The organism is Pelobacter propionicus DSM 2379, from assembly GCF_000015045.1.
Taxonomy (GTDB): Bacteria; Desulfobacterota; Desulfuromonadia; order Geobacterales; family Pseudopelobacteraceae; genus Pseudopelobacter; species Pseudopelobacter propionicus.
This window is the reverse complement of record NC_008609.1, coordinates 3,962,320-3,980,016: the sequence shown is the minus strand read 5'-3', so window position 1 is coordinate 3,980,016 and position 17,697 is coordinate 3,962,320. Positions and strand designations below refer to the sequence as shown.

Below are 17,697 nucleotides of genomic sequence, written 5' to 3'. Positions count from 1 at the left end.
GGGTGGCAAAGGAAAAATGGAATGCGCTCATGTCGTTCCGTTCATCCAGGGGGCGGTGGTTTGTGGAAAAAATGAAAAGGGGACAGGCCGCCATACAGTGGCTGACCTGTCCCCGGTGAGGCGGGATGTACGGCGAGTCTTCAGACGGCCCGTTTGGCGCGGCGCTCCTCCCGCAGCATGTCAAGGGCCAGGAGCGCCACCCCTACGCAGATGAACGAGTCGGCCACGTTGAAGGCCGGCCAGTGGTGGTTCCCCCAGTAGACGTCCAGGAAGTCGATCACCTCTCCCATACGCACCCGGTCGATCAGGTTGCCCACAGCGCCGGAGAAGATCATGGCCAGGGAGGCTTGGGCCAGCTTCTGGTCGTTACGCAGCCTGCCGAAGGCCACTAGGATGACGGCAGAGGCGATCAGGGAAACGGCGATGAAGAAGGGGAGCCGCCAGGATGCCTGGGAGAGGAAGCTGAAGGCGGCGCCCCTGTTTCTGATGTAGAAGATGTTGAAGAAACCGTCGATCACCGGAATGCTCTGAAAGAGTTCCATGCTCCGGTGGATGTACAGCTTGCTGGCCTGGTCCAGGAGCAGGCCGACGACGGAGATCGCGGAGAAGAGTGCCCAGCGTCCCATGGTCAAATGACCGCGGCGGTGCATTTGGGGCAGATGGTCGGGTGACCGGCGTCCGTGCCCAGCTCCTCGCTGTAGCACCAGCAACGCTCGCACTTCTCACCCGGCGCCGCGCCAACCCGCACCTTGAGACCGGCGGTTGACTCGGAATCCCAGCAGTCTCCCTCCAGGCTGTCCGTCAGCTCCACCTTGGAGACGATGAAGATGCTCTGCAGCTGCCACTGGTAGCCACGCAGGAACCCGAGCAGCTCCTCGGGAGCGGCGATGGTGACGGCGGCGTCCAGGGAGTGGCCGATGGTCTTTGCCGCCCTGGCCAGTTCCAGCGCCTTGGATACGTCGGCGCGCACCCTGATGATCCGTTCCCAGCGGGCGGCCAGCAGGTCGTCCCGCCACTCCGGGTTCAGCGTGGGGAAGGAGGCCAGGTGCACGCTCTCCTCCGCCCTGGCCGGCATGTAGCGCCAGACCTCTTCGCTGGTGAAGGAGAGCACCGGCGCCAGCAGTCGCACCAGGGTGTCCAGGATGCGGTACATGACCGTCTGGGCGGAGAGGCGCTCCAGGGAGCCTGCCCTGCTGGTGTACATGCGGTCCTTGAGGATGTCCAGGTAGAAGGCGCTCATCTCCACCGAGCAGAAGGAGGTGACATCCTGGTAGATGACGTGGAATTCATAGTCGCGGTAGGCGTTCAGCACCCGCTCCTTCAAAAGTTCCAGCTGGTGCAGTGCCCAGCGGTCGATCTCGGGCATGTCGGCGAACGGAACCGTCTGGGTCTCGGGGTTGAAGTCGCTGATGTTGCCCAGGATGTAGCGGCAGGTATTGCGGATGCGGCGGTAGGCCTCGGCCACGCGGGTCAGGATCTCCTGGGAGATGCGGTTGTCGTCGCGGTAGTCCTGGGCCGCGACCCACAGGCGCAGGATATCGGCGCCGAACTTCTTGATCACATCCTCGGGAGCCACCACGTTGCCCATGGATTTGCTCATCTTGCGCCCCTGGCCGTCCAGCACGAAGCCGTGGGTCAGCACGCTTTTGTAGGGGGCGCTGCCGCGGGTGCCCACGCTCTCCAGGAGCGAGGAGTGGAACCAGCCGCGATGCTGGTCGCTCCCTTCCAGGTACAGGTCGGCCGGCGAGCGCAGTGCGGGGCTGTCCTCCAGCACGGCCGCGTGGGAGACGCCGGAATCGAACCAGACGTCCAGGATGTCGTTCTCCTTCTCGAATGCGGTCGCCCCGCACTTGGGGCAGACGGTTCCCTGCGGCAGGAGCCGGTCCGCGTCCCAGTCGAACCAGACGTCGGAACTCTCGGTTGCGAAAATCCCGGCCACATGGTCCATGATGGCGCCGTCGGCCAGGTATTCGCCGCAAGCCGTGCAGGAGAAGGCGGTGATGGGAACCCCCCAGGAGCGTTGGCGCGATACGCACCAGTCGGGACGGTTCTCGATCATGCCGTGGATCCGCTCGCGGCCCCATTTGGGAATCCACTGCACCTGGCCGATGGCCTCCAGAGCCTTGGCGCGCAGGTCGTTGCTCTTCATGCTGATGAACCACTGCTCGGTGGCGCGGAAGATGATCGGCTTCTTGCAGCGCCAGCAGTGGGGGTAGGAGTGGCTTATGGTGGATGTCTTCAGCAGCGCTCCCACCTCGGTCAGCTTGTCGATCACGCTCTGGTTTGCGCTAAAGACCTGTTGGCCGCCGAAGAACTCCACGGTGGAGAGGTATTTGCCGTGGTTGTCCACCGGGTTGTAGATCTCCAGCCCCTCTTTCAGTCCCAGCTCATAGTCCTCCTGGCCATGGCCGGGGGCGGTGTGGACGCAGCCGGTGCCGGCCTCCAGGGTAACATGCTCGCCCAGCAGGATGATGGAGTCGCGGTCGTAAAAGGGGTGTTTGCAGCGTTTGCGTTCCAGGGCGGTTGCGGAGAAGGTGGCGATGACCTGGCCGCTGAGGCCGGTTTCGGCCAGGAAGCTCTCTTTCAGTCCCTCGGCCACGATCAGTACCCCTTGCTCGGTTTCCAGGGCGACGTAGTCGTACTCGGGGTGCATGGCAATGGCCAGGTTGGCCGGGATGGTCCAGGGGGTGGTGGTCCAGATCACCACGTAGGCCTGCCTGCCTGCCAGGGCGGGGATTGTCGCGGAGACGTCGTCCACGAGCGGGAAGCGCACATGAATGGAAGGTGAGCTGTGGTCGGCGTACTCCACTTCGGCCTCGGCCAGGGCGGTCACGCAGGAGGAGCACCAGTGCACCGGCTTGCGGCCGCGGTACAGGCCGCCGTTATGGGCGAATTTTGCCAGCTCGGCGGCGGTGCGTCCCTCATATTCGTATTTCATGGTCAGGTAGGGATTCTCCCAGTCTCCCTGGATCCCCAGCCGCTTGAACTCGTCGCGCTGGATGGCCACGAATTTTGCGGCGTATTCGCGGCAGAGTCTGCGCATTTCAAGCTTGGAGATCTGGTGCTTCTTGGAGCCGAGGTTCTTTTCCACCTGCAGTTCTATGGGTAGGCCGTGGCAGTCCCATCCCGGCACATAGGGGGCATGGAACCCCTCCATGCGCTTGACCTTGAGCACGATGTCCTTGAGCACCTTGTTGAGGGCGTGGCCGATGTGGATATGGCCGTTTGCATAGGGGGGACCGTCGTGCAGGACGAAGAGCGGCCTATCCTTCCCTGCGGCTTCCATGGCGCTATACAGGTCGTTTTCCTCCCACGCGGCGAGCGTTTCCGGTTCGCGCTGGGGCAGGTTGGCCTTCATGGGAAATCCGGTCTGGGGCAGGTTGAGAGTATCCTTGTATTCCATGAAACGATCTCCTCACTGGTAATTCTGTGTAAAATCAGCCTAAATTACAGAGATACCGCTTAAATGTCAAGGAAAGGGACGCAGGAGCGGGCGGCGGGACACCAGGGAAAATACGCCGGATTCATTGTGTTTTCAGCGCCTATTGGTACTATTATAAACGCTTTATGTGTAGAGCGTTCGGACGTTGCGGCGGGGGATGGCCATGCACAGACAAAACATCAGCAGGGAAGAATATCGAACTGCGGCGAGCCCTGGTGGCACACCGGGTGGAAGGGGAATGTCAACCGCGGACCTTGTGCTCCGCTTCTCCCGTTTCCTGGAACATCTGCCCCTGGCGGTTTCCATCAAGGATCCTTCCGGCCGCTATCTGTTCGTCAACGAGTACATGAAGCTGCTCATGGACTGCGAGGACGTGACCGGCAAGAGCGCCGAGCAGCTTTTTGCTCCCGATGTGGCCGCGGTCATGGCCGAAAACGATCACCAGGCGCTCGCCCAGGGACTGCTGCTGGTGCAGTGCACGATCCGTGACAGCTACGGAGACGACCGTATCTTCGAGATCTACAAGTTTCCCCTGCCCATGCCGGGAGGGGAAACCCTGCTGGGGAGTGTGGCGGTGGATATCACCGAGCGCAAGCGGGCCGAGCAGTCGCTGGCGCTGAAACAGCAGCAGCTGGAGGAGCTGAACCGCTCCCTGGAGCAGCGCGTCTCCCAGGCGGTGGACGAACTGCGCCAGAAGGACCGCTTGCTGATCCAGCAGAGCAGGCAGGCGGCCATGGGGGAGATGATCAACAACATAGCCCACCAGTGGCGCCAGCCGCTGAACAACATCGGCCTGATCATCCAGAACCTGCAATTGCAGTATGAAGCGGGTGAGATGGATGCCCAGCAGATGGCAGCGGAAGTCGGCACCGCCATGGACGTCATCGCCTTCATGTCCCGGACCATCGACGATTTCCGCAACTTCTTCCATCAGGACAAGCTGCGCAGGAGTTTCGTGGTAAACGAGATGGTGGCCCGTTCGCTGGATTTCCTGCTTCCCGGCCTGAAGAACAGCGGCATCAACGTCCAGTGTCGGGAGGAGCCGGACGTCAGGACGGAGGGATACCCCAGCGAATACATGCAGGCGCTGCTCAACATCCTCAACAATGCCAAGGATGTGCTGCTGGAGCGCAGGGTGCCCCGGCCGTTGATCTGTATCACTATATTCCGGGAGAACCGGCGTGCGGTGGTCACCATCCGCGATAACGGAGGCGGCATCCGCGAAGATGTGCTGCCCAGGATATTCGATCCCTATTTCACGACCAAGGAGCAGGGCAAGGGTACCGGCATCGGTCTGTACATGTCCAAGGCCATCATCGAGAAGAGCTTCGAGGGGAGGCTTACGGCCCGCAACATGGATGACGGCGCGGAGTTCAGGATCGAGGTCTGAGCAGGGGGTTCTGGAGAGTATTACTCCTTGCATTTGCCCGTTTCCTCTGTTATTTTTTTTGATCTTATTCCGTCATAGCGCGTCGAAGAAAGGATCGCATACCGATGCTTAAAAATATTCTGGATTACCTGTTCGGATTTTTCTCCAATGACCTGGCCATCGACCTGGGGACCGCCAATACGCTGGTCTACCTGCGTGGCAAGGGGATCGTCGTGCGGGAGCCGTCGGTGGTTGCCGTGCAGCGCATGCCCAACGGCCGCCAGATGGTGCTCAAGGTCGGCATGGAGGCCAAGCAGATGCTGGGCCGCACCCCCGGCTCCATCACCGCCATTCGCCCCATTAAGGATGGGGTTATCGCCGACTTCGACATCACCGAGGAGATGCTGCGCTACTTTATCCAGAAGGTGCATAACCGCAAGACCCTGGTCCGCCCGCGGGTGGTGATCTGCGTACCTTCCGGCATCACCCAGGTGGAACAGCGCGCCGTCAAGGAATCGGCCGAGTCGGCCGGTGCCCGTGAGGTCTATCTGGTGGAAGAGCCCATGGCGGCATCCATCGGCGCCGGCCTGCCGATCACCGAGGCCTCGGGCAACATGATCGTGGACATCGGCGGTGGTACCACCGAGGTGGCGGTCATCTCCCTGGCCGGCATCGTCTTTGCCCAGTCAACCCGCATGGGCGGTGACAAGATGGATGAGTCCATCATCCAGTTCATCCGCAAGAAGTACAACCTGCAGATCGGTGAGCGCATGGCGGAGTCGATCAAGATCGAGATCGGCGAAGCCTATCCCGGTCCGGAGCTGTTGACCAAGCAGGTCAAGGGGCGCGACCTGGTCTCCGGCATCCCCAAGACCATCGAGGTCAATTCCGACGAGATCCGCGAGGCGCTGAGGGAAGCGGTCAACTCCATCGTCGACACGGTGCGCATTTGTCTGGAGAAGACCCCGCCGGAGCTGGCCGCCGACATCGTGGACAAGGGGATTTTTCTGGCCGGCGGCGGCGCCCTGCTGCGCAACCTGGACATGCTGCTGCGGGATGTGACCAAGGTGCCGGTGCTGATCGCCGAGAACCCGCTGGACTGCGTGGCGCTCGGCTCCGGCAAGGTGCTGGACGAGCTGGACCTGCTGCGCCGCGTCTCCATTTCCTCCTGATCCTCTCTTTCGGCTGAACGACGGCCGGAGCGGCATCCCCGCTCCGGCCGCACCCCCTGTGTGTATGCCCTCTCCCTCCATCGATATCATCGTCCCTGTCTGGAACAGCCCCTTCCAAGCCCGCGCCTGTCTGAGCGCCATCCTGACCCACTCCCCGGGTGTGCGCCTGATTATCGTTGACAACGGCAGCGATCGTCAGACCCAACTGGTGCTGGAGGAATTCTCCGAGCCGCTGGGCGAGAACTGTCTCTTCATCTCCTCTGACCGCAATCTGGGGCTGGTGCCTGCCATCAACATGGGCCTGAGCCGTTCCGATGGCGACTGCGCCGTGATCGTACGCCCCCATGTCACCGTGTCCGAGGGGTGGCTGGAAGGGCTGGTGGAGGCCGCCGATGCCGGCCTGGCCTCGCCGCTCTTCAGCGGCCCGGGCGCCCCCTTCCCTCCCCCGCTGGCGCGCGGCTGCAGCAGGATGGAAACCTTCGACGTCTCCTTTTCCACCCTGGCCTTGCGGACGGAGCTGTACATGCTGCTGGGCGGTTTCGACGAAAAGCTGGATGGCGGCCAGTGGTGCCTGCACGACTACGTTAGCCGCGCCGCCAGCAGGGGCTATCGCACCTGTGTCACCTCCGCTTCCACGGTCGTCTGCGCTGTTGCCCCCGTGCTCGGCTCCGACGCACGCCGCCGGGAGCTTGTCCAGGCCAGCAGGAACAGGTGCATTGAGCGCTGGGGCGAGGGGAGGCACTACGGCGTCTACTTCGGCCGCGGCGTGGCGGCCGAAAGCCTGGCCGACGCCATTGAAACCATACTGGCCGGTGCTCGCCGGGGGCACCGCTTCACCCTTGTGCTGCACGCCGGACAGGCGGCCCAGTTCCGTTGCCTGGGGTGGGACAGTCTGCATACCTCCATCCGGCTGCGCGTCCTGTCGCGCCTGATGCCACAGCGCGCCCTGCGCCGCGTCTGCGACGATTATCCGGAGATGATCAGGGTATCGGACGCAGCCGGATCCGGTTTTGGCGAGGGTGCAGCGCTGCTCCCCTTCGGCGACATGGCCCGCGATCTGGATTTCCCCGACAACGCCCACTACGGGAGGAGTGCCCATGCTTGATGACATAACGACCCAGCTCAAGTCCCGCCGGGCGCTCTTTGAACTGATCGCGCGGGACATGCCGCCGCTGATGGCCGACATGGCGGCACAGCTGGTAGAGGCGTTCAGAAAGGGCAACAAGCTTTTGGTGATGGGTAACGGCGGTTCGGCTGCCGATGCCCAGCACCTGGCGGCGGAGATCGTGGGGCGCTTCAAGATGGAGCGCAGGGCCCTGCCGGCCATCTCACTCTCCACCGACAGCTCCATCCTCACCGCCCTTGGCAACGACTACGGCTTCGACGCCGTGTTCCGCCGCCAGGTTGAAGCGCTGGCCCAGGCAGGCGATGTGGTGCTGGGCATCTCCACCAGTGGTAACTCCCCCAACGTGCGCAGCGCCTTACAGCTGGCCAGGGAGCGGGGGTGCCGAACCATGGGGCTTTTGGGGCGGGATGGCGGCAGTATCAGGTCGTTGTGTGACCTGGCCCTGGTGGTCCCTTCGTTGGACACCCCTACCATCCAGGAGGGGCACATCACCATCATCCATATCGTCTGCGACCTGGTGGAGAAGGCGTTGTTTGCCTGAGGCGGTACAGGGTTCAGGGCCAAGAGGTTTTCGGCTGAAGAGCCCGAAGCCGGAACGGAGTGAGTATGGATCGCAAATCGATTGAATCGATCTTCAACAGGATACGGACTGCAAACTGTCTGGTGATCGGCGACCTGATGCTGGACGAATATCTGTGGGGCAAGGCCGAACGGATATCACCCGAAGCACCGGTGCAGGTGGTGGATGTGGTCCGCGAGGAGATGCGTCTGGGGGGGGCCGGCAATGTGGTCAACAACCTGGTGGAACTGGGTGCCGAGGTGACGGTCTGCTCGGTGGTGGGCGACGACGACAACGGCCAGGCACTGCTGGAGGCCTTCGGCCGCAGGGGAGTGGCCACCGATGCCATCTTTCTCGACGCAACCCGCCGCACCAGCCGCAAGACCCGCGTGGTGGCCGCCCACCAGCAGATTGTCAGGATCGACCGCGAGTCGCGCGTTCCGCTCTCCGCGGAAGTCGAGCGTAGGGTCAGCGACTGGATCACGGCCAACGCAGGAGGGTTCGATGTGATCCTGCTCTCCGACTACCAGAAGGGGGTGCTGACCCCCGGGGTGATCTCCGCCACCCTGGCGGCGGCGCGGCCAGGAGCTATTCCGGTGTTGGTCGACCCCAAGGGTACCGATTTCTCCCGCTACAGCGGCGCTACCCTGCTGACCCCCAACCGCAGGGAGGCCGAGGCAGCTTCGGGCATAGCCATCCATGATATCGAATCCCTGGTCAGGGCCGCCGGTGTGATCATGGAGCGGGTCGGCCTGGAGCATTTGCTGATCACCCGCAGTGAAGAGGGGATGTCCCTCTTCTCCCGTTCGGCCGCGCCGATGCATATCCCCACCGTGGCACGGGAGGTCTTCGATGTCTCCGGCGCCGGCGATACCGTGCTGGCCTCTCTGGCCGCCGGCATGGCTGCCGGCATGGAGATGATCGAGGCGGCCCGGCTGGCCAACATCACCGCCGGAATCGCCGTTGCCAAGCTGGGGACATCGACGGTGGCGCCGGCGGAGATCATCAATGCCGTGGCCCTGGCCCACAGCGACAGCGATTCAAAGATCAAGAACCGCGACGTGCTGGCTGTGCTGATCGAGGCCGAGAAGGCCCGCGGCAAGCGGATCGTCTTCACCAATGGCTGCTTCGACCTGCTGCATGCCGGTCATGTCAAGTATCTGCAGAAGGCCCGCACCCTGGGGGATCTGCTGGTGCTGGGGCTGAACAGCGACGCATCGGTGCGGCGGCTGAAAGGTGAGAAACGCCCGCTGATAGGCGAGCAGGAACGGGCCCACATCCTGGCGGCGCTGGACTGCATCGACTACGTGGTGATCTTCGAGGAGGACACGCCGCTGGAGCTGATCGCCGCCCTGAAACCGCATATCCTGGCCAAGGGGGGGGATTACACCCCCGAGGGCGTGGTGGGCAGGGAACTGGTGGAGAGCTACGGCGGCCGGGTGGAGCTGGTGTCGTTCGTGGACGGGAAATCCACCACCAACATCATCGAACGGGTCCTGGAGCGCTATTCCTGAAGGATTTGCCCCTTGTCTTATCCGTGGTTTATGGGATAAAACACGTAGCAGCTTTTCATGATATTCAGTGAACAGGAGCAGTTATGGATCCGGAAACCGCCAACAACAGGGAATTGTGGATAATGGGCGTCGCGCCCGGCACGGGGCGTGAGCGGTTGCTCAGCTCCTACCTGGCAGCCGGAGGGTACCGCAACCGTCCCGAACGGATTGAAAATCTGGGAGACGAACGACCGTTGGGCATCGTGCTGGACATTTCGCCCTTCTCCGATGATGGCTGGGGGCTGCTGCTCCGGATCAAGAATGATCCGCTCACCCGCAACATACCGGTGCTGCCGGTTTTCCTCAGTGAAACCGGCAAGGTGGGCGGCGTTTTCCCGGTGGCTGGCTTTTTTACCCTGCCGGTGGATGAGAATCACCTCTTTGACCGTCTGGCTGTTTTCGGCCTGACCGAGGATGCGGAGACCTGGGACCTGCAGGCGCTGGTGGTTTCCCGCACTGGCGAGGAGAAACTCTCCAAGGCGATCGAATCCTTAGGCTTCGAGGTGGTCAAGGCTTACACCGGCAAGGAGACCCTGGCCCTGACCTCCATCCATCCCCGCTACATGGCCTTTGCCTCCCTGATGCTGCCGGATATGACCGTCTTCGAATTGCTGGAAAAATTCCGCCACTATCCCTACAGCAGCAACACCCCCATCTTCGCGCTGCTCAAGGATGATATGAAAGAGGGCGAGAAGAGCGCCATGAGTCGTGAAGTCGCCAACCTGGTCAGCAAGAAGGAACTCACCCGCGAGCAGTTCCTGGCCCACCTGCGGCGTCGCGAGTAGACGACGCCCGTTTCCCCCTGCCGCATAAAAAGACAGCCTTTCATCACAGGATATGCCGTGATGAAAGGCTGTCTTCGTTTCAGCTGAAAAGTTGCCGTGTCTGTTACAGGTACCCCGGCAACTCCTTCAGCTCGATGCTCGCCTTGGCGCGCATCTCGGTTGCCCACTTTTTGAAGCGCTCCTCGGATTTTTTGCGGTAAATCGTCTCCTCGATCTCGGATTTGACGCTCTCCAGCGGTTTGGGGGTGCCGGGGGTGCGCGCCTCCAGCTTGATCAGGTGGAATCCCAGGGGGGTGTAGACCAGTTCACTGACTTCGCCCTGCTTCATGCCGAGAATGGCCTGCTCCAGTTCCGGCTGCATGTCCCCCTTCTTGAAGCTGCCCAGGTCGCCGCCATCCTTTTTTGCTGCCGGGTCCTCGGAATAGGTCCTGGCCAGTTCGGCGAAGTCCTTGCCGCTCTTGGCCTCGGCCAGCACCATCAGCGCCGTGTTCATGGTACGCTTGATCTCCTCTGCAGGCGCCTTCTCGTTGGTCTTGAAGAAGATGTGCCGGGCGCGGAAGGTCTCATCTTCGCTGTAGGTTGCCAGGTTTTCGTTGTAATAGGCGCGAACTTCGGACTCGCCCACCTGGATCCTTGAGCGCACCTCCATGCTGACCAGCCTGAGCCGTTCCAGCTGTTCCCTGAGCTGGCTCTTGTACTGGTCATAGGAGAGCCCCTGGCTGGCCAGCGCCTTCACCAAACCCTCCTGATCCAGGTTGTTCTGGCGCTTCACATCATCAATGGCCTGGTTGATTTCGTCATCGCCGATCTTGATGTTCAGCTCCTTGATCTTCTGCTCCACCAGTTTCTTTTCCACCAGACCGTCCAGGGCGGCGCGACGGATGCGTTTCCGTTCCTCGTCGTTCATGCTCCCCTTTTTCTCGCCTTCACGGATCAGCGGTTGCGCCTCGTGATTGACCTCGTAGAGGGTGATGATCTCGTCGTTGACGATGGCGGCAACGGCGTTGAGCAGTTTTCCGGGTACGGTGATCGGCTGGGGAGCCGTTGCGGGTTGCTCCACCTTGACCACCGTTGACAGCGGTGTGTCTTTCACAAGCGCCTGTTTTTTCGCGCATCCACCAAGGGGCAGCAGGCAGAGGCAGACGGGCAGCAGGGCAAAAACGGTTCGTTTCATAGGGTGGCTTTTTCTCCAGTGCGTAACATGCAGCAAAAGGGTGAGCACGTACAGCCCCACCCTTTTGCCGTGAACTCAGTCAGAGTGATGTGAAGAGGCGATTCCGGACAGGATCAACTACTTCTTTTCCGGCACGGCCGGTTGTGCCGGTTCGCTCATGGCATTCAGCGCATCTTCCTTGACCGTGATCTTGGCGCTCTTCTTGAGCTCATCCTTGATCTTCTGGAAGATCTCCTGCTGCTTGGACGGCATGAGAGCCGCCTTGATCTGGTCCTTGACCTCGTCGAAGGGGCGCGTGCCGGCGGGACGCTTGCCGGTCAGCTTGATGATGTGGAAGCCGAAGTCGGATTTGACCACGTCCGATACCTGCCCCTCCTTGAGGGCCAGGGCGGCACGTTCAAAGGCCGGAACCATGGCGCCCTTGCCGAACCATCCCAGATCGCCCCCCTTGGCGGAAGAGGAATCCACGGAGTGCTTCCTGGCCAGTTCCTCGAACGCAGCGCCCCCCTTGAGCTGTGCTAGGATTTCCTTGGCTTCCTTCTCAGTTTTCACCAGGATGTGGCTGGCCCTGATCTGCTCGCCAGCCTTGAATTTGTCGATATTCTGGTCGTAGAACTTCTTCAGGTCGGCATCGGAGATCTGGGCGTCGGTCTCTACCTTTTTCTTCAGAAAAGCTTCCACGATCAGGCGCTTTTTCAGCTCCTGCAACTTCTCCTCGATCTCCGGCCCCTTGTCCAGGCCGTCCTTGGAGGCTTTCTGCAGGATCAGCTCACGGATCACCATGGTGTCCAGCATCTCCTTGCGCCCCTGGGGGGTCGTGGCCATGGCCCGCAGGTACTCCGGGAGATTCTTGACTTCACGGCTGAAATCGCCACTGGTGATCTTCTTGCCGTTAACCTCGGCAAGAACCTGTCCCTCCTGCTTTGTCGCCGTGGAGGAACCGGGTGTTCCCTGGCAGGCGAAGAGAGCGACAGAGCAGAGCGCAACGGCTATACATTTTGTTCTCGTGATGCTGTTCACAGCAGACTCCTTTTGCAGCTCATTGTTTTATGAAAATTTTTCAAAAATTATCATACCGTCCCTGCCTTTTCAAGCGCTTTCTGGCCTGCCGGCCGGACCTGACCTGGCCGGAAAACGGGGGGCAGCCGGTCCGCTCAGCGCTCGCTGAACAGCTGGACCCGGTCGCTCTTTCGCCGCCCCGTGGGGCGGTTCAACTCCTGCTGCCCGAAGAGCCGTATGACGCCGAACTGGCCGTCGAAACCGGGCTGGCGGATTACCCTCCCCTGGCGCATGCGGCTTATCGCCTCGGCCAGAAGCGGAGCGGCCCGCCCGATCTCCTCAACCGGAGTGCGGAGCAAGAGCGCGAACTCGGAGCCGAACAGAGCGATGGTCCGCGAGTACTGCTCCATGACCTGCTTGGATGTGGGGCCAACCCCCAGGAGCTCGGCCAGCAGCTCGGGCAGGGGGATCAGGCTGAAAACCTGGGGCGCGTCGGAAGGGTAGAGCGGCGCGGAGCGGTCGGCCAACTCCTCCACCCGGTGCTGCACCCCCACGGTGAGCGGCGTGCCACAGACCGGGCAGCGCATGCCGGGCAGGGCGCGGGTCTCGGAGGGGGTGAGGCGGATGCCGCAGGAACGATGACCGTCCAGATGGTACTTCCCCTCCTCGGGGAAAAACTCCACCGTTCCGGGGAAGGTCTCCCGTTGGTTGCCCCTGATGGCGTCGCGGAGGGAGAAGAAATCCAGCCCGGTGGAGAAGAGGTTTACCTCGCGCCCCAGTTTTGACGGCGAATGGCAGTCGGAGTTGGAGATGAGGGCGAAACGGTCCAGGGCAGAGATGGTACGGTTCATGTCCGGGTCGGACGACAGGCCGGTCTCCAGGGCGAATACGTGCCCGGTCAGATCGCCGAAGCACTCCTCGATACGGTCGAAGCCGGAGCGGGAGCCGAACAGGGAGAACCAGGGTGTCCAGATGTGGGCCGGCACCAGGAACCCTTCTGGAGCCAGTTCCAGCAGGATCTCCAGCAGGTCGCGGCTGTCCAGTCCCAGGATCGGGCGGCCGTCGGAGACGATGTTACCGATGCCTGCCAGGCGCCTGTTGATCCGCTCGGCGGAGGAGAAGTCGGGAACGTAGAGCAGGTTGTGGACCTTCCTGACCGCGCCGTGGCGCTTGTAGATGCAGCTGATCTCGGCGGAGAGCATGAAACGCACCGGGGTGGAGGCCGCCGGAGCCGCACCCGGCAGGGGGGATGGCAGGGGCCTCTCGTCTCTCAGGCGGAACAGCCCGGCCTCGGCAGGTGTCAGCTCATCCTTCAGGCGTTGGAACCAGGCCGGGTGGGTGAAGTCGCCGGTGGCGACAACCTGGATTCCCTTGATGCGCGCCCAGGCCGCCAACCTGGCCGGGCTGCAGTCCGGACTGGTGGCCCGAGAATGGGGGGAGTGGATGTGCAGGTCGGCGGCGTAGTCCATGGGACGGCATCTTAGCAGAAGACGCACCGATGGAGAAGAGATATCCGGCGCTCGCCCCGGGGCTGATCATTTAGAGATTGCAAGCAGCCCGCAGAAGCCTTAGACTTGCCCGACCCATGTTCAACAGAGACAAGATCACGCACAGGATCAAGGAGATCCTCTCCCTTGACAGCCATCCCGGCCATATCGCGGCCGGCTTCTCCGCCGGTGTCTTCATCAGCTTCACCCCCCCCATACCGGGAATGCACACGGTGCTGGCCGTGGCCGTGGCTTTCCTGTTCCGGCTCAATAAACTGACCTGCCTGGCTGGTGCCTGGGTCAATACCCCCCTGACGGTCATCCCTTCCCTGTTCGCCAGCTACAAGCTGGGCGCCTTTGTTCTGGGGCGTCCCGCGACGTCGTTTCACCTGGCCGGCCTGGACTGGCAGAGTATCAGGACGCTTCTGCTCAACCATGCCGAGCCGCTCCTGCTGGGATGCTCGCTGATCGGTTTTGCGGCGGCGGTTGCCGCCTATTTCATCTGTTACGCTCTGGTGGTTTTTTCCCGGCGCAAGGATGCTACTCTGGCCGAGTTGACCCGGGAGATGGAAGAGGTGGGAGAGGAGTTGGAGTAGGACGGACCCGGGGGCCCGTCCCCAGTTCTACTTGCCCAGGATCGGGCTCAGTACCTGGTAGGTGAGGTAGGAGACCAAGGCGGAGGCCGGGATGGTCAGGACCCAGGCGATAACGATGCGCTGGGCCACCTTCCAGTTGACCGCGGTAATCCGCTTGGAGAGCCCCACCCCCAGGATGGTGGACGTGATCACATGGGTTGTGCTGGTGGGCATGCCGAAGGCGGCGGCGCCCATGATGACGCCGGCCGATGCGGTTTCGACGCAGAAGCCGTGCACCGGTTGCAGCTTGACGAAGTCACGCCCCACGGTCTTGATGATGCGCCATCCTCCACCGGCCGTACCCAGGGCCATGGCCGTTGCGCAGGCCACCATGACTTCCCAGGGAACGGAGAATGTCTTGAGAAATCCGTAGCTGACAAGGGCCAGGGTAATCACGCCCATGGATTTCTGGGCGTCGGCCATGCCGTGGGAAAAGGCCATGAAGGCGGCCGAGGCCACCTGCAGGTGGCGGAAAACCTTGTTGAGGCCGCCGGGGGCGCTGTTCCTGAATGTCCAGTAGATGGCCAGCATGAACAGGAACCCGATCAGGGTGCCCAGGATGGGGGAGAGCACCAGGGCCAGGACGATGATCTTGAGTCCGTCCAACTTCAGGGCAGCCAGGCCGGCGTGGGCGAATACCGAGCCCATGATGCCGCCGATAATGGCGTGAGAGGAGGAGGAGGGGAGTCCATAGTACCAGGTGACCAGATCCCAGATAATCGCCCCCAGGATACCGGCCAGCACTACCATCTGGGTGATGTTGGCGCCGTCCACGATCCCCTTGCCGATGGTGGAGGCCACCTTGGTGGAGACCATGGCGCCGGCGAAGTTCAGGGTGGCTGCCATGAAAATGGCGGCCTTGATGGAGAGGGCCCGGGTGGAGACGCAGGTGGCTATGGCGTTGGCCGTGTCGTGAAAGCCGTTGATGTAGTCGAAGGCCAGCGCGGCGGCTATGACCAGGCAGAGCATCACAAAGCTCGACTCAAGCATTCTTTACCACCACGCTTTCCAGGATATTGGCGGCGTCTTCGCACTTGTCGGTGGCTTTCTCCAGGGTTTCGTAGATCTCCTTCCACTTGATCAGCTGGAAGGGGTCCTTCTCTTCATCGAAAAGGACGCTGATCGCCTCGCGGCAGACCCGGTCGGCCTCGTTCTCCAGGGCATTGATCTCCACGCAGAGGGCGAAGAGCTGTTCGTTGGACTGCTTGCCCAGCATGGCAACCGCCTTGTCCACCACGATGCAGGACTGCAAGATGATGAAACCCAGGGATTTTGCCTGGGGCGGGATGCTCTCCACGTTGTACATGATCACCCGCTGTGCGCAGACGTCGATCAGGTCGAGGATGTCGTCCAGCTTGGAAGCCAGTTCGTAGATGTCCTCGCGGTCCAGCGGTGTGACGAAGGTGGTGTTGAGCTTCTTGATAATGGAGTGGGTGATGGCGTCGCCCTTGTGCTCCAGTTCCTTGATGTTGCGCTGGCTCTCGGCTGGATTTTCGAAGTTGTCCAGCATGTCCTTGAGCAGTTTTGCCCCCTCGATGATGTTTTCCGTCATGTCTTTGAAAAGCTTGAAGAATTTCTCATCTTTGGGGATAAGTCCGAACATGTCGTGCCTCCTCTGTGCTGCTGTGGAACGTGATATGAAAACCTAGCACTCATAGCATGATTTTCAGTTCCTTCCCAGTAAAATGTCACCGGCCTGACACGATTTCGTAGCACAATTGAGATGATAGCTCGTGTCGATTGCCTTTAAGGGCGTCTTGCCGTATCCTGACCGCAGCCCGGACCACTCTCTAGGTGCGCAGTGCATAACCTACCGGAAGGAATCCTCATTCATGAATCTGCTTCACGCCCTGATTCTCGGCGCCCTACAGGGGGTCACCGAGGTGCTTCCCATCAGCAGCTCCGCCCACCTGATCCTCGTTCCCTGGCTTTTGGGGTGGCCCGAATCGGGACTGACCTTCGACGTTGCCCTGCATCTGGGCACCTTCCTGGCGCTGGTGGTCTATTTCCGACGGGATATCGTTGACATGGCTGTCTCCACCATCGATGCCGTGAAGCATCGTTCCCTGGATACACCGGCCCGGCGGCTCCCCTTTCTGGTGATCGCCTCCGCCGTTCCGGCCGCCCTGGTGGGAAAGCTGTTCGAGACCCAGATTGAGGAGCTGTTCCGCTCCCGTCCCCTGCTGATCGGGCTGTTCCTGATCCTGTTCGGCGTCGGCCTGGGGCTGGCGGACCTGTTCGGCCGCAAGCGGCGTTTCATGGCCCAGGTGACGGTTTCACATGCTCTTGTCATCGGCCTGTTCCAGTGTCTGGCGCTGATCCCGGGAGTTTCCCGCTCCGGCATCACCATCACCGCAGGGCTGATGCTCGGCTTTAACCGTGTGGGGGCTGCGCGCTTCTCCTTCCTCATGTCGCTGCCCATCGTGGCCGGCGCGGCCCTGTTCAAGATGCTACACCTGCTGGATCAGGGTATTCCGGCCGGAGAAGGATTGCCGCTCGCGGCCGGAATCGTTTCCTCGGCCGTAACCGGCTACATCAGCGTCGCCTTCCTGTTGCGCTTCGTGCAGAAGCGCAGCATCGCCCCCTTTGTCTGGTATCGACTCATTGCCGGCGGGGCTGTGGTGTCGGTAATCCTGACCGGGATCAGCGGGTAGCCGGACTCTGGTATACTCTCCCGCAGGGAGGGTTGGCTGATGTGCCCAGGAATCAGAGAGTGGCCGGAGGATGAACGGCCGCGGGAGAAGATGCTCAGAAAGGGCGCGGCCAGTCTCAGCGACGCGGAGCTGCTGGCGCTGATCATCCGCACCGGCGATACCGCCACCGGGAAGAGCGCCATCGACCTGGGGCGGGAACTGATCAGCCTCTTCGGTTCCAGCCTGCGTGAGCTGGGGAGCGCCGACATGGCCGAGATCACCGCCATCAAGGGAATGGGGATGGCAAAGGCGGCAGGAGTCAAGGCGGCCTTCACCCTGGCGTCCCGTTTCCAGGGGCGCAGGCTGGAGAACCTGGACCGCTTCACCTCTCCCCGCCAGGTATTCGATTACTTCCATTATGAACTGCGCGACTGCCGCAGGGAGTACTTCCTGGTGCTGCTGCTGGACGGCAAGAATCGCATCATCCGCCGGGTGCAGGTGTCCGAGGGATCGCTGAACCAGAGCATCGTCCACCCCCGCGAGGTGTTCTGCCAGGCGGTGAAAGAGTCGGCCGCGGCCGTCATCCTGGTGCACAACCATCCCACCGGTGACCCGACACCCAGCCAGGAGGATATCGCCATCACCCGCCGTCTGAAGGAAGCGGGCGAAATCATGGGCATCCGCGTGCTGGATCACATCATCATCGGCGACGGGGAGTACCTCAGTTTCGTTGAGCGCGGGGTGCTGTAGGAGTGAAGAATGA

The 17,697-nt window shown here is 61.9% G+C and carries 16 protein-coding genes; 9 read left to right on the top strand and 7 right to left on the bottom strand.

The window, feature by feature from the left end; translation table 11 throughout:
* Positions 1–140: 140 nt before the first annotated feature.
* Both lspA and ileS read right to left on the bottom strand, forming a co-directional pair.
* Positions 141–626: a signal peptidase II gene (lspA, locus tag PPRO_RS17895; RefSeq protein ID WP_011737402.1), complete on the bottom strand. Its 486-nt coding sequence runs from the start codon at positions 624–626 to the stop codon at positions 141–143.
* Positions 627–628: 2 nt separating this feature from the next.
* Positions 629–3,403: an isoleucine--tRNA ligase gene (gene ileS, locus PPRO_RS17890; RefSeq protein ID WP_011737401.1), complete on the bottom strand. Its 2,775-nt coding sequence runs from the start codon at positions 3,401–3,403 to the stop codon at positions 629–631.
* 277 nt (positions 3,404–3,680) lie between these two features.
* On the opposite strand from ileS, the gene PPRO_RS17885 reads away from it, so the two are divergent.
* From PPRO_RS17885 to PPRO_RS17860, 6 genes are all read left to right on the top strand, one after another.
* Positions 3,681–4,832, top strand: a complete 1,152-nt coding sequence (locus PPRO_RS17885; protein ID WP_049759804.1) for an ATP-binding protein — start codon at positions 3,681–3,683, stop codon at positions 4,830–4,832.
* A gap of 104 nt (positions 4,833–4,936) precedes the next feature.
* On the top strand, positions 4,937–5,983 hold the full coding sequence (locus PPRO_RS17880) for a rod shape-determining protein (RefSeq protein ID WP_011737399.1): 1,047 nt from the start codon (positions 4,937–4,939) through the stop codon (positions 5,981–5,983).
* A gap of 64 nt (positions 5,984–6,047) precedes the next feature.
* Positions 6,048–7,088, top strand: coding sequence for a glycosyltransferase family 2 protein (locus tag PPRO_RS17875; RefSeq protein ID WP_011737398.1), 1,041 nt, complete (start codon positions 6,048–6,050; stop codon positions 7,086–7,088).
* The gene (gene gmhA / locus PPRO_RS17870) at positions 7,081–7,650 is read left to right on the top strand and encodes a D-sedoheptulose 7-phosphate isomerase (protein ID WP_011737397.1); all 570 of its coding nucleotides are present in this window, start codon (positions 7,081–7,083) and stop codon (positions 7,648–7,650) included. The genes PPRO_RS17875 and gmhA overlap by 8 nt, the downstream gene beginning before the upstream one ends.
* Positions 7,651–7,715: 65 nt before the next feature.
* Positions 7,716–9,182: a bifunctional D-glycero-beta-D-manno-heptose-7-phosphate kinase/D-glycero-beta-D-manno-heptose 1-phosphate adenylyltransferase HldE gene (gene hldE / locus PPRO_RS17865; RefSeq protein WP_011737396.1), complete on the top strand. Its 1,467-nt coding sequence runs from the start codon at positions 7,716–7,718 to the stop codon at positions 9,180–9,182.
* An 83-nt stretch (positions 9,183–9,265) separates the two neighbouring features.
* Positions 9,266–10,006: a PleD family two-component system response regulator gene (locus PPRO_RS17860; protein ID WP_011737395.1), complete on the top strand. Its 741-nt coding sequence runs from the start codon at positions 9,266–9,268 to the stop codon at positions 10,004–10,006.
* Positions 10,007–10,109: 103 nt separating this feature from the next.
* Here the strand turns inward: PPRO_RS17860 and PPRO_RS17855 are convergent, their stop codons facing one another.
* The 3 genes from PPRO_RS17855 to PPRO_RS17845 all read right to left on the bottom strand — a co-directional run bounded on the left by PPRO_RS17855 (position 10,110) and on the right by PPRO_RS17845 (position 13,648).
* Positions 10,110–11,180 carry a peptidylprolyl isomerase gene (locus PPRO_RS17855; protein WP_083761305.1) on the bottom strand — a complete coding sequence of 357 codons (1,071 nt, stop codon included), beginning with the start codon at positions 11,178–11,180 and terminating at the stop codon, positions 10,110–10,112.
* 117 nt (positions 11,181–11,297) lie between these two features.
* The gene (locus PPRO_RS17850; protein ID WP_011737393.1) at positions 11,298–12,200 is read right to left on the bottom strand and encodes a peptidylprolyl isomerase; all 903 of its coding nucleotides are present in this window, start codon (positions 12,198–12,200) and stop codon (positions 11,298–11,300) included.
* 134 nt (positions 12,201–12,334) lie between these two features.
* A complete protein-coding gene (locus tag PPRO_RS17845) occupies positions 12,335–13,648 on the bottom strand; it encodes an endonuclease Q family protein (RefSeq protein WP_041532412.1) in 1,314 nt (437 codons plus the stop codon).
* Between the two features lie 116 nt (positions 13,649–13,764).
* Between PPRO_RS17845 and PPRO_RS17840 the strand changes: the two genes are divergently transcribed.
* On the top strand, positions 13,765–14,262 hold the full coding sequence (locus tag PPRO_RS17840; protein WP_011737391.1) for a DUF2062 domain-containing protein: 498 nt from the start codon (positions 13,765–13,767) through the stop codon (positions 14,260–14,262).
* 27 nt (positions 14,263–14,289) lie between these two features.
* Here PPRO_RS17840 and PPRO_RS17835 read toward each other — a convergent pair whose 3' ends face one another.
* Together PPRO_RS17835 and PPRO_RS17830 are read right to left on the bottom strand one after the other, a co-directional pair.
* A complete protein-coding gene (locus PPRO_RS17835; RefSeq protein WP_011737390.1) occupies positions 14,290–15,291 on the bottom strand; it encodes an inorganic phosphate transporter in 1,002 nt (333 codons plus the stop codon).
* Positions 15,284–15,904 carry a DUF47 domain-containing protein gene (locus PPRO_RS17830; protein ID WP_011737389.1) on the bottom strand — a complete coding sequence of 207 codons (621 nt, stop codon included), beginning with the start codon at positions 15,902–15,904 and terminating at the stop codon, positions 15,284–15,286. The genes PPRO_RS17835 and PPRO_RS17830 overlap by 8 nt, the downstream gene beginning before the upstream one ends.
* Positions 15,905–16,133: 229 nt before the next feature.
* Here PPRO_RS17830 and uppP point away from each other — a divergent pair, with 229 nt between their 5' ends.
* Positions 16,134–16,955 (top strand): undecaprenyl-diphosphatase UppP, encoded by an 822-nt coding sequence (gene uppP / locus PPRO_RS17825; protein WP_011737388.1) that lies wholly within the window; start codon positions 16,134–16,136, stop codon positions 16,953–16,955.
* Between the two features lie 39 nt (positions 16,956–16,994).
* Positions 16,995–17,684 carry a RadC family protein gene (gene radC, locus PPRO_RS17820; RefSeq protein WP_011737387.1) on the top strand — a complete coding sequence of 230 codons (690 nt, stop codon included), beginning with the start codon at positions 16,995–16,997 and terminating at the stop codon, positions 17,682–17,684.
* Positions 17,685–17,697: the final 13 nt, after the last annotated feature.

Excerpts from the sequence above, each read along its gene's own strand:
- PPRO_RS17840 (WP_011737391.1), top strand. The coding sequence starts at position 13,765 with ATGTTCAACAGAGACAAGATCACGCACAGGATCAAGGAGATCCTCTCC.
- PPRO_RS17835 (WP_011737390.1), bottom strand. The coding sequence starts at position 15,291 with ATGCTTGAGTCGAGCTTTGTGATGCTCTGCCTGGTCATAGCCGCCGCG.
- ileS (WP_011737401.1), bottom strand. The coding sequence starts at position 3,403 with ATGGAATACAAGGATACTCTCAACCTGCCCCAGACCGGATTTCCCATG.
- PPRO_RS17845 (WP_041532412.1), bottom strand. The coding sequence starts at position 13,648 with ATGGACTACGCCGCCGACCTGCACATCCACTCCCCCCATTCTCGGGCC.
- lspA (WP_011737402.1), bottom strand. The coding sequence starts at position 626 with ATGGGACGCTGGGCACTCTTCTCCGCGATCTCCGTCGTCGGCCTGCTC.
- PPRO_RS17860 (WP_011737395.1), top strand. The coding sequence starts at position 9,266 with ATGGATCCGGAAACCGCCAACAACAGGGAATTGTGGATAATGGGCGTC.
- PPRO_RS17855 (WP_083761305.1), bottom strand. The coding sequence starts at position 11,180 with ATGAAACGAACCGTTTTTGCCCTGCTGCCCGTCTGCCTCTGCCTGCTG.
- radC (WP_011737387.1), top strand. The coding sequence starts at position 16,995 with ATGTGCCCAGGAATCAGAGAGTGGCCGGAGGATGAACGGCCGCGGGAG.
- PPRO_RS17880 (WP_011737399.1), top strand. The coding sequence starts at position 4,937 with ATGCTTAAAAATATTCTGGATTACCTGTTCGGATTTTTCTCCAATGAC.
- PPRO_RS17830 (WP_011737389.1), bottom strand. The coding sequence starts at position 15,904 with ATGTTCGGACTTATCCCCAAAGATGAGAAATTCTTCAAGCTTTTCAAA.
- uppP (WP_011737388.1), top strand. The coding sequence starts at position 16,134 with ATGAATCTGCTTCACGCCCTGATTCTCGGCGCCCTACAGGGGGTCACC.
- gmhA (WP_011737397.1), top strand. The coding sequence starts at position 7,081 with ATGCTTGATGACATAACGACCCAGCTCAAGTCCCGCCGGGCGCTCTTT.
- PPRO_RS17875 (WP_011737398.1), top strand. The coding sequence starts at position 6,048 with ATGCCCTCTCCCTCCATCGATATCATCGTCCCTGTCTGGAACAGCCCC.
- hldE (WP_011737396.1), top strand. The coding sequence starts at position 7,716 with ATGGATCGCAAATCGATTGAATCGATCTTCAACAGGATACGGACTGCA.
- PPRO_RS17885 (WP_049759804.1), top strand. The coding sequence starts at position 3,681 with ATGTCAACCGCGGACCTTGTGCTCCGCTTCTCCCGTTTCCTGGAACAT.